Annotated in this window: 27 protein-coding genes and 2 tRNA genes; 14 read left to right on the top strand and 15 right to left on the bottom strand. The window is 68.7% G+C overall.

Annotated elements, in window-relative coordinates:
• Position 1: 1 nt before the first annotated feature.
• The 6 genes from QNO11_RS12550 to QNO11_RS12575 form a co-directional block, all read right to left on the bottom strand.
• The gene (locus QNO11_RS12550; protein WP_257507950.1) at positions 2-403 is read right to left on the bottom strand and encodes a MaoC/PaaZ C-terminal domain-containing protein; all 402 of its coding nucleotides are present in this window, start codon (positions 401-403) and stop codon (positions 2-4) included.
• On the bottom strand, positions 400-849 hold the full coding sequence (locus tag QNO11_RS12555; protein ID WP_257507949.1) for a MaoC family dehydratase N-terminal domain-containing protein: 450 nt from the start codon (positions 847-849) through the stop codon (positions 400-402). Before QNO11_RS12555 ends, QNO11_RS12550 begins: the two co-directional genes overlap by 4 nt.
• A 40-nt stretch (positions 850-889) precedes the next feature.
• Positions 890-1,687, bottom strand: coding sequence for a sulfite exporter TauE/SafE family protein (locus tag QNO11_RS12560; protein WP_257507948.1), 798 nt, complete (start codon positions 1,685-1,687; stop codon positions 890-892).
• A gap of 3 nt (positions 1,688-1,690) precedes the next feature.
• The gene (locus QNO11_RS12565; protein WP_257507947.1) at positions 1,691-2,344 is read right to left on the bottom strand and encodes a DUF2510 domain-containing protein; all 654 of its coding nucleotides are present in this window, start codon (positions 2,342-2,344) and stop codon (positions 1,691-1,693) included.
• A gap of 267 nt (positions 2,345-2,611) precedes the next feature.
• On the bottom strand, positions 2,612-3,442 hold the full coding sequence (locus QNO11_RS12570) for an aldo/keto reductase (RefSeq protein ID WP_257507946.1): 831 nt from the start codon (positions 3,440-3,442) through the stop codon (positions 2,612-2,614).
• Between the two features lie 51 nt (positions 3,443-3,493).
• A complete protein-coding gene (locus QNO11_RS12575) occupies positions 3,494-3,661 on the bottom strand; it encodes a hypothetical protein (RefSeq protein ID WP_257507945.1) in 168 nt (55 codons plus the stop codon).
• A 140-nt stretch (positions 3,662-3,801) separates the two neighbouring features.
• On the opposite strand from QNO11_RS12575, the gene QNO11_RS12580 reads away from it, so the two are divergent.
• The 4 genes from QNO11_RS12580 (at position 3,802) to QNO11_RS12595 (ending at position 5,994) form a co-directional block, all read left to right on the top strand.
• Positions 3,802-4,161 carry a DUF7882 family protein gene (locus QNO11_RS12580; protein ID WP_257507944.1) on the top strand — a complete coding sequence of 120 codons (360 nt, stop codon included), beginning with the start codon at positions 3,802-3,804 and terminating at the stop codon, positions 4,159-4,161.
• Between the two features lie 73 nt (positions 4,162-4,234).
• Complete coding sequence (locus tag QNO11_RS12585) at positions 4,235-5,317, top strand: ATP-binding protein (protein ID WP_257507943.1); 1,083 nt, start codon at positions 4,235-4,237, stop codon at positions 5,315-5,317.
• Positions 5,318-5,452: 135 nt separating this feature from the next.
• The gene (locus QNO11_RS12590; protein WP_257507942.1) at positions 5,453-5,665 is read left to right on the top strand and encodes a hypothetical protein; all 213 of its coding nucleotides are present in this window, start codon (positions 5,453-5,455) and stop codon (positions 5,663-5,665) included.
• Between the two features lie 8 nt (positions 5,666-5,673).
• Complete coding sequence (locus QNO11_RS12595; RefSeq protein ID WP_257507941.1) at positions 5,674-5,994, top strand: MmyB family transcriptional regulator; 321 nt, start codon at positions 5,674-5,676, stop codon at positions 5,992-5,994.
• Here the strand turns inward: QNO11_RS12595 and QNO11_RS12600 are convergent, their stop codons facing one another.
• The 3 genes from QNO11_RS12600 to QNO11_RS12610 all read right to left on the bottom strand — a co-directional run bounded on the left by QNO11_RS12600 (position 5,995) and on the right by QNO11_RS12610 (position 8,104).
• Positions 5,995-6,858 carry an NAD(P)H-hydrate dehydratase gene (locus QNO11_RS12600; RefSeq protein ID WP_257507940.1) on the bottom strand — a complete coding sequence of 288 codons (864 nt, stop codon included), beginning with the start codon at positions 6,856-6,858 and terminating at the stop codon, positions 5,995-5,997. It lies immediately after the preceding gene.
• Entirely contained in the window at positions 6,842-7,585 is a 744-nt protein-coding gene (locus QNO11_RS12605; protein ID WP_257507939.1) for a histidine phosphatase family protein, read from the bottom strand. Before QNO11_RS12605 ends, QNO11_RS12600 begins: the two co-directional genes overlap by 17 nt.
• A gap of 72 nt (positions 7,586-7,657) precedes the next feature.
• On the bottom strand, positions 7,658-8,104 hold the full coding sequence (locus QNO11_RS12610; RefSeq protein ID WP_257507938.1) for a hypothetical protein: 447 nt from the start codon (positions 8,102-8,104) through the stop codon (positions 7,658-7,660).
• A 279-nt stretch (positions 8,105-8,383) separates the two neighbouring features.
• Here QNO11_RS12610 and QNO11_RS12615 point away from each other — a divergent pair, with 279 nt between their 5' ends.
• From QNO11_RS12615 to QNO11_RS12635, 5 genes are all read left to right on the top strand, one after another.
• Positions 8,384-8,887, top strand: coding sequence for a molybdopterin-dependent oxidoreductase (locus QNO11_RS12615; protein ID WP_308211117.1), 504 nt, complete (start codon positions 8,384-8,386; stop codon positions 8,885-8,887).
• Complete coding sequence (locus QNO11_RS12620; protein WP_257507937.1) at positions 8,884-9,606, top strand: ferredoxin reductase; 723 nt, start codon at positions 8,884-8,886, stop codon at positions 9,604-9,606. The genes QNO11_RS12615 and QNO11_RS12620 overlap by 4 nt, the downstream gene beginning before the upstream one ends.
• The gene (locus QNO11_RS12625) at positions 9,606-9,920 is read left to right on the top strand and encodes a DUF6510 family protein (RefSeq protein ID WP_257507936.1); all 315 of its coding nucleotides are present in this window, start codon (positions 9,606-9,608) and stop codon (positions 9,918-9,920) included. Before QNO11_RS12620 ends, QNO11_RS12625 begins: the two co-directional genes overlap by 1 nt.
• A 116-nt stretch (positions 9,921-10,036) precedes the next feature.
• Positions 10,037-11,098 (top strand): replication initiator, encoded by a 1,062-nt coding sequence (locus tag QNO11_RS12630; RefSeq protein ID WP_257507935.1) that lies wholly within the window; start codon positions 10,037-10,039, stop codon positions 11,096-11,098.
• Positions 11,099-11,202: 104 nt separating this feature from the next.
• Positions 11,203-11,337: a hypothetical protein gene (locus QNO11_RS12635; RefSeq protein WP_257507934.1), complete on the top strand. Its 135-nt coding sequence runs from the start codon at positions 11,203-11,205 to the stop codon at positions 11,335-11,337.
• A 134-nt stretch (positions 11,338-11,471) separates the two neighbouring features.
• On the opposite strand, the gene QNO11_RS12640 is transcribed toward QNO11_RS12635, so the two are convergent.
• Positions 11,472-12,107, bottom strand: coding sequence for a hypothetical protein (locus tag QNO11_RS12640; RefSeq protein WP_257507933.1), 636 nt, complete (start codon positions 12,105-12,107; stop codon positions 11,472-11,474).
• Between the two features lie 411 nt (positions 12,108-12,518).
• On the opposite strand from QNO11_RS12640, the gene QNO11_RS12645 reads away from it, so the two are divergent.
• A complete protein-coding gene (locus tag QNO11_RS12645) occupies positions 12,519-12,923 on the top strand; it encodes a hypothetical protein (protein ID WP_257507932.1) in 405 nt (134 codons plus the stop codon).
• Between the two features lie 45 nt (positions 12,924-12,968).
• Positions 12,969-13,985, top strand: coding sequence for a tyrosine-type recombinase/integrase (locus tag QNO11_RS12650; RefSeq protein WP_257507931.1), 1,017 nt, complete (start codon positions 12,969-12,971; stop codon positions 13,983-13,985).
• Here the strand turns inward: QNO11_RS12650 and QNO11_RS12655 are convergent.
• The 4 genes from QNO11_RS12655 to QNO11_RS12670 form a co-directional block, all read right to left on the bottom strand.
• A tRNA-Met gene (locus QNO11_RS12655) sits at positions 13,983-14,056 on the bottom strand. The two genes, QNO11_RS12650 and QNO11_RS12655, sit on opposite strands and share 3 nt — an antisense overlap.
• A 24-nt stretch (positions 14,057-14,080) precedes the next feature.
• Positions 14,081-14,152, bottom strand: a tRNA-Thr gene (locus QNO11_RS12660).
• Positions 14,153-14,216: 64 nt separating this feature from the next.
• Positions 14,217-15,104 carry a M23 family metallopeptidase gene (locus QNO11_RS12665; protein ID WP_257507930.1) on the bottom strand — a complete coding sequence of 296 codons (888 nt, stop codon included), beginning with the start codon at positions 15,102-15,104 and terminating at the stop codon, positions 14,217-14,219.
• Positions 15,105-15,564: 460 nt separating this feature from the next.
• Positions 15,565-16,389, bottom strand: a complete 825-nt coding sequence (locus QNO11_RS12670; RefSeq protein ID WP_257507929.1) for an inositol monophosphatase family protein — start codon at positions 16,387-16,389, stop codon at positions 15,565-15,567.
• 32 nt (positions 16,390-16,421) lie between these two features.
• Here QNO11_RS12670 and QNO11_RS12675 point away from each other — a divergent pair, with 32 nt between their 5' ends.
• Positions 16,422-18,002, top strand: coding sequence for a phytoene desaturase family protein (locus QNO11_RS12675; RefSeq protein ID WP_257507928.1), 1,581 nt, complete (start codon positions 16,422-16,424; stop codon positions 18,000-18,002).
• A gap of 3 nt (positions 18,003-18,005) precedes the next feature.
• Here the strand turns inward: QNO11_RS12675 and QNO11_RS12680 are convergent, their stop codons facing one another.
• Positions 18,006-19,016, bottom strand: coding sequence for a hypothetical protein (locus QNO11_RS12680; RefSeq protein ID WP_257507927.1), 1,011 nt, complete (start codon positions 19,014-19,016; stop codon positions 18,006-18,008).
• 107 nt (positions 19,017-19,123) lie between these two features.
• Between QNO11_RS12680 and QNO11_RS12685 the strand changes: the two genes are divergently transcribed.
• Both QNO11_RS12685 and QNO11_RS12690 read left to right on the top strand, forming a co-directional pair.
• A complete protein-coding gene (locus tag QNO11_RS12685) occupies positions 19,124-19,912 on the top strand; it encodes an endonuclease/exonuclease/phosphatase family protein (RefSeq protein WP_257507926.1) in 789 nt (262 codons plus the stop codon).
• 125 nt (positions 19,913-20,037) lie between these two features.
• Positions 20,038-21,030: an NAD-dependent epimerase/dehydratase family protein gene (locus tag QNO11_RS12690; protein ID WP_257507925.1), complete on the top strand. Its 993-nt coding sequence runs from the start codon at positions 20,038-20,040 to the stop codon at positions 21,028-21,030.
• Positions 21,031-21,047 lie beyond the last annotated feature (17 nt).

Here is a 21,047-nt window from a genome sequence, read left to right on the forward strand (position 1 = left end):
GTCAGAGACGCACTCGCACCTGTGCTTTGCCAAGCACGGATGTTCCGCCGCTGGTCACCGTGAGGTCGACACGGGCGGTCTGCTCATCCACGGCACCGATTGTGGCGGTGACCTCCACGTCGGCGCCGTTCTCGGCGTCGACGATGACGGGGCGGGTGAACCGCACGCCGTACTCCAGGATGCGACCGGCGTCACCGAGCCACGGCACGATCGTCTCGACGGCGAGCCCCATCGTGAGCATGCCGTGTGCCAGCACGCCGGGCAGCCCCACCCGCTCGGCGACGGCGTCGCTGTAGTGGATGGGGTTGAAATCCCCGGATGCTCCGGCGTACCGCACCAGCGACTCGCGAGTGAGGTGCACGGTGCGCTGGGCGACGACGTCTCCGACGGTCAGTTCGCTCATGCGTCCTCTCCCCCGATCAGCAGCACCGAGGTCGCTGTGACGACGTGAGCGCCGGTGGCGTCGGTCATCTCCGCTTCGCTGGTGACCATCGCGCCCTTGCCGAACGGGCGGACCGTGGCGACCTTCAGGGTCGCGGTGATCTCGTCACCGGCCACGATCGGCCGGGTGTAGCGGAAACGCTGCTCCGCGTGGATGGTGCGCTCCAGCGCGATGCCGGAATCCGGCTCGGCCAGCAGCTGCTGCAGGGTGAGGTCCTGGACGACCATCGCGAAGGTCGGCGGGGCGACCACGTCGGGGTAGCCCAGTGCCTGCGCGGCGGCGGGGTCGGTGTGCTGCGGGTCGGTCGCGTGAACGGCGCGGGCGAACTCGCGCACCTTCTCACGCCCCACGAGGTACGGCGTCGTCGGCGGGAAGACACGACCGACGAGCTCGGGATTCACGGACACGCGTTCCATCCTTTCACAGCCGCGTGCGGCGGCCGCGGCGTCACGACCGGCGGCCGCGCAGCGCGCGCAACGCCATCTGCACCGCGATGAAGGCGAGGAACACCGCGAACAGCATGTTGGCGGTGAACGGGTCCAGCAGCGTGGCGATCCAGGCACCCAGGGCTGTCGTGGTGCATGCGGCGACACCCACCAACGCTGCGGCGAGCAGGTCGACGTTGCCGCGGCGGATGTTGCCGATCGTGCCGGAGAGCGCGGTCGGAATCATCATGAGCAACGACGTGCCCTTGGCGATGAGGTCGCTCGTGCCGAACAGCAACATGAGCGCCGGCACCACCACGACGCCGCCGCCGACGCCGAGCAGGCCGGCCAGGATGCCGGTGACGAACCCCAACACGACCAGGCCCGCTCCGCTGAACCACGTCAGCACGAGTTCGGCGTCGCGGGACGGGATCACCAGGAACAGCGACACGATCACCACGACCAGGAACCCGACGAACCCCCACCGCAGGGCGTTCTGCGGCAGCCGCGCCAACAGCCACGAGCCCAACTGCGCGCCGATCACGGCGGCGACGGCGAGGATCAGCGCCGGGATCCACGCGACCGAGTCGTTCAGCGCGTAGGAGATGACGCCGACCGTCGCCGTCGGCACGATCGCCGCGAGCGACGTGCCTGCGGCGAGGCGCTGGTCGAAGTGCAGCAGTAGCACCAGCAACGGCACGATGACGGTGCCACCGCCCACGCCGAACAGACCCGAGAGCAAGCCGGCGCCGAGGCCGATACCCAGGCACGCGAAGATGAACCGGGCCGAACGTTCGGCCCGTTGGGGGGATGAGGGCATCGCTTACCAGACGTCGTCGATGGCCCAGCCGTCGCCGGCGGGGACAAGGGTGTACTCGTACGGGGTCGAGACCGCCTCCGGCGTCGCCAGCGGCTGGTCGTTCTCGTCGATGAGGCTGAGGAACGTTTCGGTCGTCATGACCGTGATGACGTCATCCTCCCGCTCCACCGAATCGACGGCGATCTCGTACTCATCGGTGGATTCACCGAAGATCTCGGCCTCGGCCTCGAATGCCGCGCAGTCGGTCATGCCGACGGCGGTGCGGTAGTCCTCGGTGGTCGAGGCGAAGTACAGGGCGCAGTCCGCTTCGTTCCAGGCCTCGTCATAACGCTCGACGGTCACAATGGCTGCGCGTTCCGCGTCGCCGCCGGCCGCGCCTTCGGTGGGGACGAGTGCGCTGATGATCCGCGGGATGAACACGGCGGCCAGCACGATGAGCCCGATCACCACGACGCCCAGCACGACGAACACGATCCACAGCTTCGACTTCTGCGCCGGGGCCCCCGGGGAGGACGGTGAGGACTGCGGTGTCTGGCCGGCGTATCCCGGATAGCCGGCGGGTGCCTGCGGCTGCACGTGCTCGGTCCAGGCGGATCCGTCCCACCACCGCTGGGTGCCGCTGCCGTCGTCATACCAGCCCGGAGGGGTTGTGCTCATGGCGTTCCTTCGCGTCTAGGACGACCCAAGCCCGGCGACGGATGCCGCCGTGATTCAGCCTAGGGCCAGCCGTTCCGGCGCCACAGCTACCGCACGCCGCGCGGAGAACCAAGCGGGAGCGATGAGATTGTTCTCACCTTCGCGCACGCTTCGGCCGCATCCGGGTTAGCGTTGCAGTGCACTACCCCGGTTGCGCGGTGTTCGGGTCACCCCGACCGGGAAGACGGCCCGGGCGTTCACGCCCGGGCCGTGTCATTTACCGGACGATCAGAAGGTCGCGAGGTCCGGGTCGGCGCCCACACGCTGCCCGCGGTCGATCGCATCGATCGCGGCCATCTCGGACTCCGACAGCTCGAACCCGAACACGTCGAAGTTCTCCGCCATGCGCTCACGCGAGTTGGACTTGGGGAACACGATGATGTCCTGCTGCAGGTGCCAGCGGATGACGACCTGCGCGGGCGTGGCGCCGTGGGCGGCGGCGGCATCCGCAATCGCCTGCTCGCCGAACAGGTCGTACTTGCCCTGCCCGAGCGGGCCCCACGCCTCGGTGCGGATGCCGAGCGGCTCGGCGAAGGACCGCAGCTCGCGCTGCGCGAAGGCGGGGTGCAGCTCGATCTGGTTGACCGCGGGCACGGTTTCCGACTCGGCGAGGATGCGCTCGAGGTGCGAGCGGTGGAAGTTCGAGACGCCGATCGAGCGGGTCAGTCCCCGGTCGCGCAGCTGCTCTAGCGCCCGCCAGGTCTCGGCGTAGCGGTCCAAGTCAGGGCGCGGCCAGTGGATCAGATACAGGTCCACCTGGTCCAGGCCCAGCTTGTCCAGGCTCGTCGCCAGCGCGTCGAACGATGACTGGGTGCCCTGATCGGCATTCCATAGCTTGGTGGTGACGAACAGTTCGTCACGGGGGATGCCGGATGCCGAGATCGCACGGCCGACACCCTCCTCATTGCCGTAGACGGCTGCGGTGTCAATGTGGCGATAACCGACCTCGAGCGCGTCGGTGACGATGCGCTCGGTCTCGGCGGGGTCGACCTTGAAGACGCCGAAGCCGAGTTGCGGGATGGTGTGGCCGTCGTTGAGCGAAAGAGTGGGAACAGTCATAGCTCCCAGCCTGACACGACCGGGCTCACCGCGTCGCGTCCTGGTGCCAGGTCACACCCCGTGTTCCGGCGCTCCCGTCCACACGGCCTCCTCAGCGACGAGATCCTCGAAGATCGTGACCACCCCCGATCCGCTTTCGGATGCCACCAGGCGGTAGCCACGGGGAAGATCATCCACGAGCTGCCGTGCCCTCGGTCCTCCGACCAACAGATACACCATGCAGGCACCGTATGCCCGGTGGAGCAATATGCGGGAGAGGTTGCGCTGGGACGCTGAGGGCTCTAAGAGATAAGCTCGGTCGTGCTGCACGCCACCCGCTCGGGTGTGTGACTCACCCAGCCAGAAGGAAGTGTTGCACCGTGGGTACCTTGTACTACGGCGGCGAGTCGACGCCCGTCAACATCGAGGATCGCGCACTTGCGCACCTGAAAGTCGTGATCGCTACCAAGCTGCGCCGCGGCGAGAGCTTCACCGTTTCCTGGCGGCATCCCGACGACCAGCCGCGCGGACGCAGCACGGTGTGGATCCACCCCTCCATCCCGCTGCGCTTCGTCTTCGACGATCCAGAGCCCACACAGCTCAGCCGCAGCTGGGTCGAGGAGCTCGCCAGCAGCGCGAACTCGTCCGGTGGCGTCATGCTCATCGCAGAGCACTTCGACACCGAGGCGATCGACGTGGTCGATGACCACCGCGAGGACTCCTCGGCAGCGCTCGCGTAACAGCCCCGCTCACAGGCACGGCCTCACGACGGGACCCGGTGCGCCCGGCCCGTCTGCGGGATAGGTTTCGGTCATGCCGAACGCCCTGACCATCGGCACTCGACACGGCTCGAGCGCCACTGCCCACGTTCTCGCGACGAAGCTGAACCGGCACACCTTCTGGTGCGGCCAGAGCGGGTCGGGGAAGACCTATGCCCTCGGCGTGCTGCTCGAGCAGCTGATCCTCGGCACCCGACTGCCGATCGTGATCCTCGATCCGAACTCGGACTTCGTGCGCGTGAAAGAGCTGCGCGACACCGCGCCCGACACGGCTGCCGCGCAGTGGCGGCAGCGGGACATCCGAGTGCTGCGGCCCGGCGACGGCGAGGCGGATCGTCTACGTGTGCGGTTCCTGGGGATGACTCTCCAGGCGCGCGCCGCGGTGCTGCGGATCGATCCCATCATCGACCCCGAGGACTACAACGCCATGCTGCGGCTGGAATCGCATGTGCAGACCAATCTGCGCGGTCACCTCGTGCAGTGGCTGCGCGATCAGGACGATCCGTCGTGGCATCGCCTGGCGTTGCGGCTGGAGAACCTCGGCATCGCCGACCTGGACGTCTGGGCGTGGGGCGGTGAGGACCTCACCCAGGTCATCGATCAGCGAGCCGACGCGACCGTCATCGACCTGGGCGGCTTCGCGACGCCGATCGAGCCGAAAGCCGCCGCGCTCGCGTCCCTGGACCACTTGTGGAGCCGCCGACATGAGCGCATCGGCCGTCTCATCGTCATCGATGAGGCGCACAACCTCTGCTCCCCCGACCCTGCGACCGAGATCGACCGGCTGCTCACCGAGCGGATCGTGCAGATCGCCGCAGAGGGACGCAAGTACGGGCTCTGGTTGCTGTTGTCGACCCAGCGCCCCTCGAAGGTGCACCCGAACGCGCTGTCGCAATGTGACAACCTCGCGCTGATGAAAATGAGCTCGCTCGCCGATGTCGCCGAGATCGGACGGCATCTCGGATACGCCCCCGACGACCTGCTCGCCCAGGCACCGTCGTTCCGGCAGGGTCAGGCGCTGTTCGCCGGTGGCTTCACCGAGGCGCCGCAGATCGTGCAGATGGGCGCACGACTCACCCAGGAGGGCGGGTTCGACGTCCCGATCGAGCTGCGGTAGCGCCGTAGCGGATCGAGATGTGCGCCGCGGGCGACGCCGAGGGCGCCTCGGCGCCCGCCTTCCAGACCTGGCACACCCTGCCGGTCCCAGCATCACGATCCCGCGCGCCTCTCCATCGGTCAAGCGCCCCAGATCGTGACCAGCGCTCTCTCGCTCGCCTCGACGCTGCCGATCCTCTACCTGCCTTCGCGGCAGTTGCACCGCGGCTTCTTCGTGACTCTGCTTCCTGGGCTCGGGCTCGCGGCCGCGATGATCCTCGTCGACCAGACCTTCGGTTCCGGCGCCTTCGGGGCGGTCGCGATCATCCCCGCGGTCCTGTCCAGGAATGGGATCGCACCGCGGAAATGAACGTCGCGATGCTGCGCACGGAAGCGGGACGCGATCCGCACAACAAGGATCTGCATGATCTCGTCGGCGAACTCTCAACGCGTAGCGACCACTTCCGCCGGCTGTGGAGCCGTCATGACGTGTGGCACCACGAGTCGGGTGTCAAGAAGTACCACCACCACATCGTCGGTGACCTCACGCTGAGCTTCAACGGACTCGACCTCGTCGGTCATCCCGCGATCCAGCTCACGGTGCTGACGGCCGAGCCCGGCTCCGAAACGGACCAGGCCCTGCACCTGCTCGGTACATGGTGGAAGACGCAGAGTCAGACGGTGCCCGCGTCGCTCTGACTATGCGGTCAGGTCGCGCAGGGCGAGGGGAAGCTCCGTCACGAGCTCTCGTGCGAGAAAACCGAGTCCGAGCCGGTCGGTCAGGCGGTCGCCCGCTCGCGCGTGCACCGACGCTCCCCACACCGCTGCCCGTGCCAGGCCAGTACCGCGTGCGACGAACCCGGTGACAGCGCCCGCCAGCACGTCGCCGCTGCCCGAGGTGGCAAGCCCCGGCCCGCCGCCGCTGATCCGGAACGCGGTGCCGTCCGCGTCGGCGACGACGTCGTAACAGGCGACGACCGCCCGATAACGGTGCGCAGCCTTGCGCACCGGGAGTGCCAGGTCGTCGCCGATCTCATCGCCGGCAGAATCCACATCCAGCAGGATCGCGAGTTCCTCGCGGTTGGGAGTGAGCAGCAGGTCGTCCGGCAGCCGCGCCCGGTCGACCTGCGGCAGGATGCCGAGGGCGTACGCGTCGAGCACAAGTCGGCGCGGACCCGCATCGGCGACGGCGAGCAGGGTGTCCCGCGTCTCGTCGGCGTCGTCGAAGCCTGGACCGACGAGCACGGCGTCCGCGTTGGCGATGTTCTGCCGCGCCGAGTCTTCGAACGGGTCGGATGCCTTCTCCGGCAGGGCGTAGATGGCCGCTTCGGGCAGCACGGTGCCCACCTGCGCGTCGATGGAGCCCGGCACGAAGACGCCGAGCCTGCCGGCACCGACCCGCAGGGCCGCTTCGCCTGCCAGCATCACGCCGCCCGGGGTGCGGCGCGAGCCGCCGACGACCAGCACGTCGCCCCGCGACTTCTTGTCGGCGCCGGGATCGGGCAGCCCCCATGACGTCAGCAGGTCCGGCGTGACCGGCTGCGGGTTACTTTGCGCGGGCATCAGAACCTCCGGGGAACCCGACATCGGGGGTGCCGGGGTGAACGGTGACCTCGGCACCCTCCTCGCGCAGATGGCTGACATCGGCGAACATCGACATCCGCCACCCATCTTCTGAGAAGTCCAGGCGCGTGATCGAGGCGTTGAGCACCGGATTGGCCGAGGCGAACTCGAGCACCTCCTGCTCCTGCAGGTCCAGCAGCAGCGAGGCGATGAGGGTCACGACCGCGTCGTGGGCGACGATGAGCGCGGACTCCTCCGGGCGGGGGAACAGGTCGTTCAGGAACGACCGCATCCGCAGCACGACGTCCGCCCACGATTCCCCGCCGGGCGGTCGGTGATAGAACTTGCCGAGCCGCCGGCGCCGCTCGGCCTCCTCGGGATGCAGACGCGCGACGCCCTTGCTCGTCAGAAGATCCAGGATGCCGAGCTCACGGTCACGCAGTCGTTCGTCGACGCTGGCGACGGCGGGACGTTCGCCCAGCGCGATGGCCAGGGTCTGCCGGGCGCGCAAATATGGCGAGACGCAGTAGGCCTCGATCTCGTGGGCGTGCTCGTCAAGCCACCCGCCCAGCGCCGCGGCCTGCTCCTCCCCCGTCTCGGAGAGGGGCACATCCGCATCGCGGATGTCGAGCGGGATCCGTTCGAGGCCCTCCCGCTCGGCGCGGGTCGCCGCGACGTTTCCCACGCTCTCACCGTGTCGTACGAGCCACAGAGTCTTCACCGGCATCCGCCCACCCTAGACGGTGGTCGTTCATCGGCAGCGGGGGTTGCGCTGGGACCGATTCGCTGTGCGCGCCACTTACGCGTGCGCGGCGATCCCGCGGAGGAACCGACGCGTCACGATGCGGTGCGCCCCCGAGTGGATCACAAGTAACCGATATGCCCATCCCAGAACTCCCGGGAACTCCGCGGTGGTCTGCGCCGACAGTGTCGCGCCGGTAGCGGCGGGCTCGATCGTGAACACCAACGCGTAACGCGAGAATCGGTGATGGCCGGCGAGGACCAGTTGTTTCCCCGGCACCACGCCACGGACGGCGAATCCCGGAATGGTTGCGCCCACGGCGGGGAAGACCCCTGTTGCACGCGAGGGATGCGCGCCGATGAGGCGCAGATACCGGCGCGGAAGCGCAAGCCCGGTGGGGATGCCGGAGATGAGCGCGTCCCACACGCGGTCCACGTCAGCGGCCACACGCACCGAGTTCACATCGATCTGCCCGAGCGGGCGCTCGCCGTGCGGCGTGATCATGTCCACCCACCCCCTGCGCTTTCTCTCCCCAGTGGGTACCAGACCTCGCGACACCGCGAACAGGCGGGAAAGGTACGAACACCAGCGAATGACAGCCAACTCGACGCCTGCATCGTCCCAGGAAATCGGCTCTCGCGGCCAGGGCCCGTCCGCCCTATCCTGAGCGATACCGGTGACGGTTGGAGGGGCGATGGCGATCTTCTCGCGGGGTTTCGGCGGACGGCGGCGCGAGTCGGACCGAACCTGCCCCCAGGGCAATACCTCACGGAGGACTTCCCCGTGCTCTCCGCCGGTCCGACGCCGCGGATCTCCACCGACGAGTGGGCGTTCCGGATCGTCACCGCGAGCGGCAGCCAGACCACCTGGACGTGGGACCAGTTCTTGGCCCTGCCGATCGAAGACGTGCACACCGACATCCACTGCGTGACCCGCTGGTCCAAGCTCGGCACCAGCTGGCGCGGCGTCTCGGTCGACACCCTCCTGTCGGCGGTGGACACGGATGCCGAGTTCGTGATGGCCCACTCGTACGGCGGCTACACCACCAACGTGCCGATGGAGGATTTGCTCGGCGGCAAGGCCTGGGTCGCGTTCGAGTTCGACGGCGCACCCTTGGAGCCCGAGCACGGCGGCCCGGCGCGGCTGCTGGTGCCGCACCTGTACTTCTGGAAGAGCGCGAAGTGGGTCAACGCCCTGGTGATGCAGGACCGCGACCGGCCGGGTTTCTGGGAGCAGAACGGATACCACCTCCACGGCGACCCCTGGCAGGAGGAGCGCTACTGGTGATCGTCGGCGACTGGCGGCCGGCCCACGTCGCAGCGGTGTCGCAGGCCACGGCGCATGCCCGCATCCTGTGGCTGGACGTCCCCGGGTGGCCGGGCAACCTTCCCGGGCAGCACCTCGACCTCCGCCTCACCGCCGAAGACGGCTACCAGGCCGAGCGTTCCTACTCGATCGCCACGTCGGGGCCGGCACAGGCGATAGAACTCGGGGTCGACCGCGTCGACGACGGTGAAGTCTCGCCGTACCTCGTGGATGTCATCGAGCCCGGGGACATGCTCGAGGTGAAGGGCCCGCTGGGCGGCTACTTCGTGTGGGATGCCGCGGACCCATCCCCCGTGCAACTGGTCGCCGGCGGCTCCGGGATCGTCCCGCTCATCGCGATGGCGCGCGCCCGCGCCGCCGCCGGTGGCGGTGCCCCGTTCCGCCTGCTGTACTCGGTGCGCTCGCCTCACGACGCGATGTACCGGGCCGAGATCGCGGAACTCACCGCCGCCGGCCTGGAGACGACCTGGATCTACACACGCGAGGCACCTGCCGGGTGGTCGGGCGGCGTCGGCCGCCTGACGCCTGCCGTACTCGCGGCATCCGTCTGGCCGGTCGAGGCGGCCCCGACGATCTTCGTCTGCGGGCCGACCGGGTTCGTCGAGGCCGCCGCCGACATGCTGGTGCAGGCGGGGCATCCGCCGCAGCAGGTGCGCACCGAGAGATTCGGAGGGTCGTGATGGACAGCACGCCTCATCCTGCGACGGATGCCGATCGCACCGTCGTCCGCCACGTCGACGGCAACGCGCTGGCGGGTTTGCTCGCCGACGTCTTCGCGACGGACATCACCGTCGCGGTGATGGTGTGCGCCGGTTGCGGCGCGAGAGGCCCGCTCGGGGGTGCCGACGTCGAGGACGACGGCGTGGCCGCGATCGTGCGCTGCCGCTCCTGCACCCACACGATGCTCACCGTCCTCCGCTGCGCGAACGGGCTGACGCTACGCGTGGGCGCCCTCGACCGGATCGAGCTGCCGCGGGAGATCCCGAGCCCCTAGGGACTCCCGCGGGCACGAAAAAACCCCCGGAAATCCGGGGGTTTCAATCTGTAGCAGGAGAGAGATTCGAACTCTCGACCTCACGATTATGAGACGTGTACCCGTAGCCGCTCGCCATGCGAGCCGACTCCGAAACCATCGAACCGGGCAAGGCAGACGTACTCGCGCGCGGCTGCTCCTCGCCGATCAAAACGGCGACGGGCGTTTGGGTGCGCTGCGGCTCGCGCATCAAAAGCAAATGCGCGTCGTGCGCTGAGCTCTACCGCGGCGATTGGGCGGCAATTGCTCGATCGGGTGTGTTCGATGGCCCTGTCGAGCGTTACCGGTTCTACCTGCTGACGCTCACCGCTCCGTCGTTCGGGCGGGTGCACCGGGTGCCGCGGTCCGGTCCGGCCCAGCGCTGCGGGTGTGGCTCGACGCACTCCGCAGCGGACGTCGCGCTGCGCGGGGTGCCCCTCGACCCTTCGCAGTACGACTACGCGGGCCAGGTGGCTTGGAACCGGGATGCCGGGGTGCTCTGGGATCGGACGCGCCGCCGCCTTCGTGACCGCTGGGACTCGCTCGAGTACTTCATCGTCCGCGAATGGCAGGACCGCGGCGTCCTCCACGTGCACGCGATCATCCGGGTGGCGCGCGCCGAGGCTCCTCCCGCGGGCCTGCTACGCGACGCCGCGCGGACGGCGACCGTAGTCTCGAAGGTGGACGGTTCCGTAGTCGAATGGGGCGCTCAGGCGAAGTGCGACGCCTTCCGCGCTGATGGTGACGGGGCCAAGACGATCTGGTACCTCTCGAAAGCGCTGAACTACGTCCTGAAGGACGTGGCAACGGACGCGGACGAGGTGCCGGTTTCAGTGTGGCGGCATCAGGTCGCGCTGGGCGATGCGGCGCGGCGGATGCGCTGCGGGGTGGGCTGCGAGCCGCAGAACTGCTCGAGCCTCGTGCACAAGCGGTTCGGGTCGCGCTCTCAGGTTGTGTCTGCTTCGCGTCGGACGAAGCATCGCTCGGGTTGGTCGTTCACCGGCCTGACGCGGACGGTCCAGCGGCGGCTTCGTCGCGAGTGGTGGCTGGCGCGGCAGGAGTCACCGGAGACGACGAGCACCGCTGGGCCGCCACCACTTGAAGACCTCGCAGCCCGCTCGCGTCGCGAGTTGATGGGGCGCGGATGGTCCGCGCCATGAGAAAGGACAACGGCATGCCATGTGCAAACGCGGCGACAGTCAATCGGAACTGAGAGATACACCTTCGCGATCTGTGGGGACGCCCAGCGGAACCGGTCGGCGGCGTGACCGCCCCGATCCGTTCCGCCGACAGCGCGTTGAGCGTGTTCCTGGGCATGTATCCCGAGCTCGCTCGCTACCCGCTGATCGCGGTGCAAGCGCCGCTCGGCAGCACCGGAGCGGCACCCGGAGGTGCGTGAGCGGGCCAGGCGGAGCGCAGCGGGTGCCGCTCGCGGCAGCGCGCGCCCGCCTGGCCGGCTCGCGCGCCCCGGCGGACGGTCGGATACTTCGACGCCGATGGCAACCGGAGCGCGCAGCGCGGAGGGCGGCAGCCCTAGGACTGAACCCGTGCCGCATTCGCTTGGAGACGTGTCCGTGCCTTTTCCGCGGCCTCACGCACCTTCATGACGTCGTCGGCGATCGCTTGCAGCGACACCTCCACATCGAGGACGGAAATGCTGAGCTTCGCGTTGTCGATCAGCCGCAAGTACATTGCCGGTTGGTCACCGACGATGACTGCGGACTCGCGCGGTCCGATCGTCCTATCAACCACATAACTTCCTCCGCCGAAGAAGTAGGCATCCAGGCGTTCATCGAAGTGTTCGAAGGCATTCCGAACGTTTCGATCCTTCAAAACGAGCCCGTGGGACGGCTGAAGTTGCAGCGCCTCGCACAGCCGCGCCCCTCGATTCAGCGAGAACTGCCGGATCGCCTTCTTGCGTGCGCGCTGAGGATCACTACTCCGGGGCATTGGCGGAGCAGGCCAGAGTAGCTTGGATATCTGTGCCGCAGCGCCGAGCAGTGACTGAGCCGCTGCGAAGGCTCGCGCGATCGATTCCAAGGCGCTGGTCTGCATCGCACCGTTGAAGGCATCTATCGCCATCGCAGCGGCTTCGGCCTGATGCTCCAGCTCTCCCAAGTACGTCAAGAGCTGCCATTCAGTGATCTCCACCGCGAGTTCGTCCCCCACACGGGAACGCTATCGGACCCTTGATCCTGTGTAGAGGATTTCGGGAGCGGCCTCCGCGGGTATGTCGGTAGCGGGTGCCATGCTCGCGCCATGGGGAAGAACGCACAGCGTCGCCGGGCGGCGCGCAACGCATCCACTGGCGCACCGCATACCGCCGGGTCGCAGGGTGGCATCGGGGTTGATTCGCTCGGGGCCGGCGGAACCGCATGCACTGCGTGCTCCTCATCCAAGCTGACGTGGTGGCCGAGCCTGGCCGATGCGCTCTCGTTCGGCTCCGCCGGAGCACCCGTTCGACGGGCGGACAGCCGCGCATGGAGTTGCGGGGACTGCGGGCTCCTTGGCTTCGCTGACGCCGCGCCGAGTGACCACGGCCTAGCCTGGTAGTCCCGACAACTGAGACTAGGCGGACGCATGGCAGACTTCCGATCTGAGCGGATGGCCTCTCCTGAGGGGGAAGGCCGCGCAAAGAATGCCCTCGAGGGCGCCTGGGATACGTACTACGCGGCCAATCGGGCGGTGAACAAGCCGATCTTTGCCGCTTTCCCGTGGATCAAGACGATGATGCGCGGGCAGGCCGCCTCGGCTGCCGTCGATGTATTCGGCTTCTGGCTCGCGTGGCGTCTCTTCGGTGGTTTCGAGGGTTTGCAGGAGCACCTCGGCATGAGCCGCTCCACGATCTATCGCCGGATCGCCGCGTTCCGCTCCGTGTTCGGGGAACACCCTGACGTATACGAATTCCCCGGCATCACAGTCGATGTCGAGGCCTTCTACGCGGGACTGACCGCACAGGGCGGCCCCAAGAAGGAAGACTCCTAGTCTCGGAGTTGACACTACGCGGCGCGCAGGCCTACAGTCTCAATTGTGAGACTAGACCCTGCGACGACGACTCTTGCTGAGTTCTTCAGCGAGTATCGCGCGCTCTTCCTCGATGGCCTCACGTCCAACGCATGCCAGTCCTACGAGCGCGCGTGGGCGCTGCGCGTGGAGCCGTCCCTCGGCGCGCTGCCGCTCACGGATCTCCGCCCTCTGACGATCGCCAAGGCGCGCGCGGACTGGTCGGGTGCAGCGTCCACCAAGGGCGACGCTCTCGCGCTTCTATCGAAGATCCTCGGCTTCGCCGTCATGGACGGATTGCTGCCGTCGAACCCGTGTCGTTCGCTCCCCCGCTCTCGCGGCAAGGCGTCAGAGCCTGAGTGGACGTCGCGTGCGCTCGATGACCTGCAGGTGCGGCGGATGCTCGCCCTCACGGTCTTTCACCCGCACGGGCAGCGCGCTCTTGCAGGCCTTGCGTTCACCGGCCTCCGCCTGGGGGAACTCGTTGGCCTCCGCTGGGAGGACCTGGACGAGCAGCGCGGCCTGCTGACCGTTCGCCGTACCTTCTCGCCTGACGGGCATGGGCGACTGGTCGAGCGGTCAACCAAGAGTGGCAAGTCCCGCCAGGTTCCGATCATCGACGAGCTGGTGCCCTGGCTCGACGCCGCACGCGGCGCAGGACACGATCACATCTTCACCGGGAAGCTCGGCGGCCCTTTCGACAGCGGCAACCTCGCCCGCGCTGTCCGGTGGCACGCGATCCGTGACCAAATCGCGACGTTCGCTGACGGCCACCCTCTGCGCTTCCACGACCTACGGCACACGTTCCTGTCGCGGCTGGCCCGCCACGGCATCGCACCTGCCCACATTCAGAAGGTCGCAGGGCACGCGTCGATCACGACCACCGAGCGGTACACCCACCTGTCAGGCACGGAGGCAGCTCTCGCGGTGCGAGCCGCGGTCAACGGCGCGATTCGTGAGGTCACTTTCCGAGGGGGTGAGATCGCGGCAGAAGCGGGCCACACACGAAAAAACCCCCGGAAATCCGGGGGTTTCAATTTGTAGCAGGAGAGAGATTCGAACTCTCGACCTCACGATTATGAGTCGTGCGCTCTCACCAACTGAGCTACCCTGCCGCGACGCATCCGGTGGATGCTTCGAGCCCCGAGTCAGGATTGAACTGACGACCCCTTCCTTACCATGGAAGTGCTCTACCACTGAGCTATCGGGGCGTGCAGCCTGCAAGCAGGCAACTAGACGAGGATATCAGAGCAAAAGCATCCTCAGAAACGCGGGTCACCCCACGGTGTGCTGGTACATCCACTCGAGGGGGTCGACCTTGGTGGTGCCGTTCTGCCACACCTCGAAGTGCAGGTGCGCGCCGAACGAGTAGCCGGTGTCCCCGACGGTCCCCAGCACGTCGCCCGCCTTGACGGTGTCGCCGGTGCTGACCCGCAGCGAGCCGTACTCCATGTGGGCGTAGTGGCTCGAGACGAGCTCGCCGTTGATCTCATGGTCGACAACGACGTGCACACCGTAGAGGCCGCCCGATTCGGTCGCGATGCGAACCGTGCCGTCGGCGATCGTGTGGATCTCCGCGCCCTGCCCCGGCACGAAGTCGACGCCGTGGTGCATGCTGCCGTCGCGCATCTGGAAGCCCCACGTGTAGGGCACACCCACCGGGAAGGGCCACTGCACGGGAGAGCTGGGGTTGCTGATGAAGGAATTGTCGAAGTTGCGCACGCCCGAGGCGGCCGCCAGATCCGCCATCGTGGCGGTCGAGTAGCTCTCGGTGCGTTCGAGGGTCACGTCGTGCACGGTCGACGAGGCGACGAAAGCCTGAATCTCTTCGCCGTCGGCCGAGGCGGCCGCGCTGGGCGACGCGGTCGCCACATCGGCCTTCAGATCTGCGGAGGCCGAAAGTGCCGCAGCGGGAGTCGTCAGCCCGACTGCGAGCAAGCCGACCACGCTCATGGCGCCGATGGACACGGATGCCGCGGCGAGACGCTTGCGGGCCGACGTCCACAACGGGTGGCGGGGCTGCGCGCTGGCCGGCGCACAGGGCGACTGCTCCTGCGCGAGCGCGGCGGCAGCCACCTGCACGGGCGTCTGCCCAGTGAAGGCGAACAGCCGGGCGGCACGCTCGAACTCGTCGCCCTGCAGCGGGGCGGGCACGTCGCCCACGACGCGGCGCGCGCGGCGGGAAGCCGGGGGCGAGACGGCCTCACCGACAGCGGCGGACCCGATAGTGGTTTTCCTTGGCCCTGTCAAGGGGTGCGCATCAGGAAGCAGGGATGCGGGAAGCTCTACTTCAGCAGCCGCGACAACAAAGGCTGCACCCTCACCGGCTTCGCTTTGCGGCGTCGTCGGCTGAGCAGCACGGCGGCGCAATTCAGCGCGCGTGAGGGCGCCCGAGGTCTCGGGCGCTGGTTTGGCGACGGTGCGGCTGGACCGGCGCGAAGGCGCAGGAATTGCCGGATGGGCGTCGAAGGTCAACTCGTGGCTCTCGGGTCAGCCGCTCGGGGGGCGGAGGGACGTCTTCGGGTGGAAGTGACGTCACCTTCGTCGTTCGGGCCGAGAAAGTAACGATCGTATAAACACTACCGCGCGCACGCTCGAAATGCCACGCGAGTATTGGACCGATTCATTCGGCGCGCCCAACCTCCGGCGCGGCGCCCGAGAACAGCACCTGCGACAGGCGCTCGACCAGGGTCGCGTTGCCCACGATCGTCATCTCGCGCGTCGGCGCGGCGCCCGGGACCCCGACCGCCACTCCCCCGGCTTCTTGCACCAGCAGCACTCCGGCGGCGTGGTCCCACGGGTTCAATCCGCGTTCGAAGTAGCCGTCCAGTCGGCCCGCCGCGACGTAGGCCAGATCAAGCGAGGCGGCGCCGATGCGGCGGATGTCCCGCGCGAGCGGCATGACCCGTCCGAGCAGCGCGAGCTGCGGGGCGTGGCTGGCCGGGTCGTAGCCGAAGCCGGTTGCCAGCAGCGACCCGGCCGGGTTCACCTCGCTGTTGACGGCGATGCGACGGCCACCCAGCCAGGCGCCGCCGCCGCGCACGGCATGGAACATCTCGCCCAGCGCCGGGGCATACACCGCTCCGGCGAGCGCGGTCCACGTGCGCGGATCGGGGTCGCCGCTGACGGCGGCGATGCTGACGGCATACGACGGGATGCCGTAGGCGTAGTTGACCGTGCCGTCGATGGGATCGACCACCCAGGTGATGCCGGTGGTGCCGGGTTCGGCGTCGGACTCCTCCCCGAGGAACCCGTCGCCCGGTCGGGCTGCCGCGATGCGCTTGTGGATGAGAGCCTCGACCTCACGGTCGGCCTCGGTGACGATGTCGGCGAGCGCCGACTTGCTCGCCGCGATCGACACTCCCTCACTGCGGCGCGCGTGCGCGAGCGCCCCGGCCTCCGTAGCGATCTCGATGGCGAGCGTTCCAAGTTCTTGCTCCAGACTCATGCGCTCCACGCTACGCGCACTATCGTGGCGCCATGGTCGAGGCAGCCCGCACGCACGACGTCGTCATCGTCGGGGGTGGGCATAACGCCCTCGTCGCAGCCGCTTACCTGGCCCAGGCCGGCAAGACCGTGGCGGTGCTCGAGCGGCTCGCGCACTTCGGCGGTGCCGCGGTCTCGGAGCAGCCGTGGGCCGGCATCGAGGCGCGATTGTCGCGCTACTCCTATCTGGTCAGCCTGCTCCCGGCACGCATCGTGGACGACCTCGGGCTTCGCATCACGCTGCGCCGCCGCCGTTACTCCTCCTACACGCCCGACCCGGCACGACCCGAACGCGGCATCCTGATCGACACGGCGGATGCCGCCGTCACCGCCGAGAGCTTCACCCGCACCACCGGCGATGCCACCGAAGCGCAGCGGTTCGCCGCGTTCGGGGCACGACTGAACCCGCTCGCCCGAGCGATCTTCCCGACGGTCACCGAGCCGCTGGCCCGCGCGAGCGAGCTGCGCGCCCGCGTCGGCGACGATGCCCTCTGGGAGGCGGTGACGGCGGCCCCGCTGGGCGCACTGCTGCGCGAGAGCCTGCACACCGACCTGGGGCGGGGCATCGCGCTGACCGACGGCCTCATCGGCACGTTCGCCGCGAGCGACGACGCGAGCCTGCGACAGAACCGCTGCTTCCTCTACCACGTCATCGGCGGCGGCACCGGAGACTGGGACGTACCGGTGGGCGGCATGGGCCACGTCTCGGCAGAGCTGGAGCGCGCCGCGCGCGCGGCCGGCGCCCAGCTCATCCCCGGCGCGCGCGTCACATCGGTGGCACCCGACGGTGAGGTGCGCACCGCCGACGGCAGATCCTTCTGCGGCCGGATCGTGCTGAGCGGCGTGGGTCCCGCGGTGCTGCACGAACTTCTCGAGGCGACGGGCGCGGCCTCCGCGGTTCCGCGGCGTCCAGAGGGGGCACAGGTCAAGGTGAACATGCTGCTGCGCCGCCTGCCACGGCTGCGCGACACCGCGGTGGCACCCGCTGCCGCATTCGCCGGCACATTCCACATCAACGAGACGTTGACACAGTTGGATGCCGCGCACGCTGCGGCATCCGCGGGGCGACTGCCCGAGCCGCTGCCGGCGGAGATCTACTGCCACTCGCTGACGGACCCCACGATCCTGGGACCCGAGCTGCGCGCGTCCGGCTCCCACACCCTGACCCTGTTCGGACTGCAGGTGCCACACCGGGTGATTGCCGGTGTGGACCCCGAGCGCGCGCGCGCCGACCTGCTGAGCGCCGCGCAGGCGACGCTGGACAGCGTGCTCGCCGAGCCGATCACCGACGTGCTCCACGGAACCGCCGACGGCACGCCCTGCATCGAGGCGCGCACCACCGGCGACCTCGAAACGGCACTGGCAATGACGGGGGGCGACATCTTCCACGGCGACCTGTCGTGGCCCTGGGCGGATGACGACGACCCCCTCGACTCCCCCGCGCACCGCTGGGGCGTGGCCACCGACCACGCCCACGTGCTGTGGTGCGGGTCGGCGGCACGCCGCGGCGGCGCGGTCAGCGGCATCGGTGGCCACAATGCGGCCATGGCCGCGTTGGAGCTTCTCGGGCGATAGGCCTTACGGCTTCGGCGGCAGCGGCGGCACGGGGGGCAGCGGCGGCACGGGCGGCAGCGGCGGCTCGGCCTCGGGCTGCGGCGCGGGCGTGTGCGAGGACGGTCGCGTCTGCTCGGTCGCATCGTCGACCGGCGCCGGCTCGTACGCGACCGCCGCATACGGGTCGTGTGCCTGCGCCGCGGGCGCACTCTGCTGCTCGACAGCGGGCGTGGATGCCGCATTCGCCGGTTGCGAGTACGTGGGGTACCCGGTGTAGTACGCGTTCCAATCCGGCGAGCCGTCAGGCATGACCGGCAGCGGCGTGTAGCCGTCGGCGTACGTCGGCCACTGCTGCGTGACCGGCTGCTGCGCCTGAACCGGCGCGACGTGCGCGACGGGAGCGGCGACCGGGCGGGGCTTCTTGGGGGCGAACAGCACGTTCACGAGCGGCACGAGAGCCGTACCGACGGCGGCGAGGATCGAGATGGCCACGACGATGCGCCAGTAGATGGCGAGGAACTCGAAGAACTCCGACAGCATCAGCGGGATCACCAGCATGACCGCAAGGATCACGACCAGCCCAATGGTGACGTAGGTCACGATCGTGGTGAACGACGTCGCATACCGCGCGTGCGCCTTCGTGAAAAGTCGAATGTGCAGCAGGGCGAGTTGCAGCACCAACACGATCAGCAGGAAGCGGAAGAAGCGGTCAGCCCCCACCCCGAAGTAACGGTCGGCCTCCGGCATCCAGATCATGAATGCGCCGATGAGGAGCGTCGCCACCCATACGGCCATGCTCGCCAGGGCGAACCAGGCGGGGCGTCGGTCGGCCAGTTGCGCCTCGAGGATCGAGACACCGGCGAACGACGCCAACAGCAGGATCGTCAGGAATGCACGGCCGACCAGGCCGTTTTCTGGGCCGAACAGCACCCAGACTACGCACACCAGGGCCGCGGCGATCATCGCTCCGATCGCGACCCAGATCGCAGTGCGAAGTAGTTTGGCGGACGCGGGGCTTGTGATGGGCTCGGTCATCGTCGATCCTCTCCCGCAGCACGACGGCGGCGGCGTTCCCCATCCTGACACGCCGGGAACGCGCGAACCACTTGACGTAGGATTCGCACGTTCGCAGGCTGGCCACCATGCGGGTGGTCACCTGGAACGTGCTCTGGCGCTTCGCTCCCGATTGGCGGGCGCGCGAGCGAGCGCTCCTGACCGTGCTGGACCGGTTGCAGCCGGACATCGTGGGGCTGCAGGAGGTATGGCGCGAGCCCGGCGGCCGATCGCAGGCCGACATGGTCGCACAGCGCTTCGGCATGCATGCGGCGTTCGCCGGACCCTCCCTCCCACCGGTACCGCACGCGCCGGAACACCCCGAGCAGGCCGGCGTGACACTGGGCGTCGGACTGGTTTCGCGCTGGCCGCTGACACTGACCGCGGAACACGTCCTGCCTGCCACACACCGGCAAATAGCGCCGGTCGCGCTGGAGGCACGCGTGAAGCACCCCGACGCCCCGTTCGACGTCATCGTCGCCGCGACCGAATGGGAGCCGACCTTCGCCGATGACCACCTCACCCAGACGACACGGCTGGCCGAACTGCTGCGGGCGGATACCGGCGTCCCGCGGATCCTGCTCGGCGACCTCAACTGCGATGTCACTCAAGCCGAGTACGCACCGTTGCAGGTGGGGGTCGACAACGCGTGGGATCTCGGAAGCGGAGACCCTGCCACCGTCACCCTCAGTTCGGCGGTGCCGTTCGCGCCGGTCGAAGCAGGCAAGGAGATCGACCGGCGCATCGACCACATCCTCCTCGCGCAGGGACACGACGTGCGGGTGGATGCCGCCTTCGCCGTGCCCGACGCTGTGGATGGCATCTATCCGTCGGATCATTTCCCTGTCGTCGCCGACGTGACGTTCGCGGATGAGTAGCGCCGCATTTTCCCCGGCCCCCACGCCAGCCTGCGAATGACGCCGACGCGTTAATCTGTGGTCAGACCACAGGCCAGACACGTAGCCGACCGCTGCGGACTGGCACCCATCAGAAGGGATGCACCATGTCCACAGTTGCCATCATCGGCGGAACCGGACTGCTCGGCCGCGCCACCGCCGAGGAACTCCTCGCCCACGGTTACGACGTGCTCTCCATCGCGCTCCCGCCCGAGACCGCCCACCCGCTCGACGGCGTACGGTACGTCTACTGCAACGTCACCGAGGCATCTGACGACGAGCTGCTCGCACTGCTCGACGGCGTGGATGCCGTCGCCTACGCGGCCGGCGCCGACGAGCGCATCGCCCCGAAGGCGCCCGCAGCCGGCTTCTTCTACCGCGCCAACGTGCTGCCCACCCAGCGGATGGCGCGGCTCGCCCGTCAGGCAGGCGTGCGCTCGTTCGTCGTGTTCGGCTCCTACTTCGCCGAGTTCGCCGAGCGCTGGCCGGAACTGGGCCTGCGCGAGAACGCGGGATACGTCCGCACCCGGCTGCTGCAGGAGCAGGTGGCGTTCCTCGAGGGCGATGGCGCCATGACGGTGACCTCCCTCCGCCTCCCCTGGATCTTCGGCACCATGCCCGACACGATTCCGCTGTGGAACATGTTCGTGACGATGGATGCCGCCCTCCCCGAGGACTCCCCCATCGCCGTGGCATCCGGCGGCACTGTGATGGTGACCACCGGCCAGGTGGCGGCAGCGGCGCGCGGTGCCATCGAACGCGGTGAGCACGGCAAGACCTACGCGCTCGGCGGCATCAACATGACCTACGCCGACTTCCACCGCATGATCGCCGAGCAACTCGGCACCGACCCGGCGCGCGTGCAGGCGCTGCCGGCCGAGGCGTTCCTGCCCGGCATGGCGGCGTACGACCAGGCCGAGGCGGCACGCGGCATCGAGCACGGCATGCACCAGGCCGACGCCGTGCGCGTGCAGGAGCGGTTCGCGTACATCGATCCCGAGCCGGTGCAGGCAGCCCTCGGCTACGGCCCGGAAGACGTCGAAGCGGCCATCCGTGAGAGCCTGCGCGTGTGCGTCGCGTCGCGGACTCCGATCGCCTGAACGCCTGAACGCCTGAA

This window comes from Microbacterium sp. zg-B96 (assembly GCF_030246865.1).
Classification (GTDB): Bacteria; Actinomycetota; Actinomycetes; order Actinomycetales; family Microbacteriaceae; genus Microbacterium.

Bases quoted from the DNA above. Each gene is read 5' to 3' on its own strand.
- QNO11_RS12570 (WP_257507946.1), bottom strand. From the start codon at position 3,442: ATGACTGTTCCCACTCTTTCGCTCAACGACGGCCACACCATCCCGCAA.
- QNO11_RS12550 (WP_257507950.1), bottom strand. From the start codon at position 403: ATGAGCGAACTGACCGTCGGAGACGTCGTCGCCCAGCGCACCGTGCAC.
- QNO11_RS12630 (WP_257507935.1), top strand. From the start codon at position 10,037: ATGCGAGCCGACTCCGAAACCATCGAACCGGGCAAGGCAGACGTACTC.
- QNO11_RS12680 (WP_257507927.1), bottom strand. From the start codon at position 19,016: ATGACCGAGCCCATCACAAGCCCCGCGTCCGCCAAACTACTTCGCACT.
- QNO11_RS12595 (WP_257507941.1), top strand. From the start codon at position 5,674: ATGCTGCGCACGGAAGCGGGACGCGATCCGCACAACAAGGATCTGCAT.
- QNO11_RS12610 (WP_257507938.1), bottom strand. From the start codon at position 8,104: ATGATCACGCCGCACGGCGAGCGCCCGCTCGGGCAGATCGATGTGAAC.
- QNO11_RS12560 (WP_257507948.1), bottom strand. From the start codon at position 1,687: ATGCCCTCATCCCCCCAACGGGCCGAACGTTCGGCCCGGTTCATCTTC.
- QNO11_RS12605 (WP_257507939.1), bottom strand. From the start codon at position 7,585: ATGCCGGTGAAGACTCTGTGGCTCGTACGACACGGTGAGAGCGTGGGA.
- QNO11_RS12600 (WP_257507940.1), bottom strand. From the start codon at position 6,858: ATGCCCGCGCAAAGTAACCCGCAGCCGGTCACGCCGGACCTGCTGACG.
- QNO11_RS12685 (WP_257507926.1), top strand. From the start codon at position 19,124: ATGCGGGTGGTCACCTGGAACGTGCTCTGGCGCTTCGCTCCCGATTGG.
- QNO11_RS12625 (WP_257507936.1), top strand. From the start codon at position 9,606: ATGGACAGCACGCCTCATCCTGCGACGGATGCCGATCGCACCGTCGTC.
- QNO11_RS12575 (WP_257507945.1), bottom strand. From the start codon at position 3,661: ATGGTGTATCTGTTGGTCGGAGGACCGAGGGCACGGCAGCTCGTGGAT.
- QNO11_RS12645 (WP_257507932.1), top strand. From the start codon at position 12,519: ATGGCAGACTTCCGATCTGAGCGGATGGCCTCTCCTGAGGGGGAAGGC.
- QNO11_RS12690 (WP_257507925.1), top strand. From the start codon at position 20,038: ATGTCCACAGTTGCCATCATCGGCGGAACCGGACTGCTCGGCCGCGCC.
- QNO11_RS12670 (WP_257507929.1), bottom strand. From the start codon at position 16,389: ATGAGTCTGGAGCAAGAACTTGGAACGCTCGCCATCGAGATCGCTACG.
- QNO11_RS12585 (WP_257507943.1), top strand. From the start codon at position 4,235: ATGCCGAACGCCCTGACCATCGGCACTCGACACGGCTCGAGCGCCACT.
- QNO11_RS12565 (WP_257507947.1), bottom strand. From the start codon at position 2,344: ATGAGCACAACCCCTCCGGGCTGGTATGACGACGGCAGCGGCACCCAG.
- QNO11_RS12675 (WP_257507928.1), top strand. From the start codon at position 16,422: ATGGTCGAGGCAGCCCGCACGCACGACGTCGTCATCGTCGGGGGTGGG.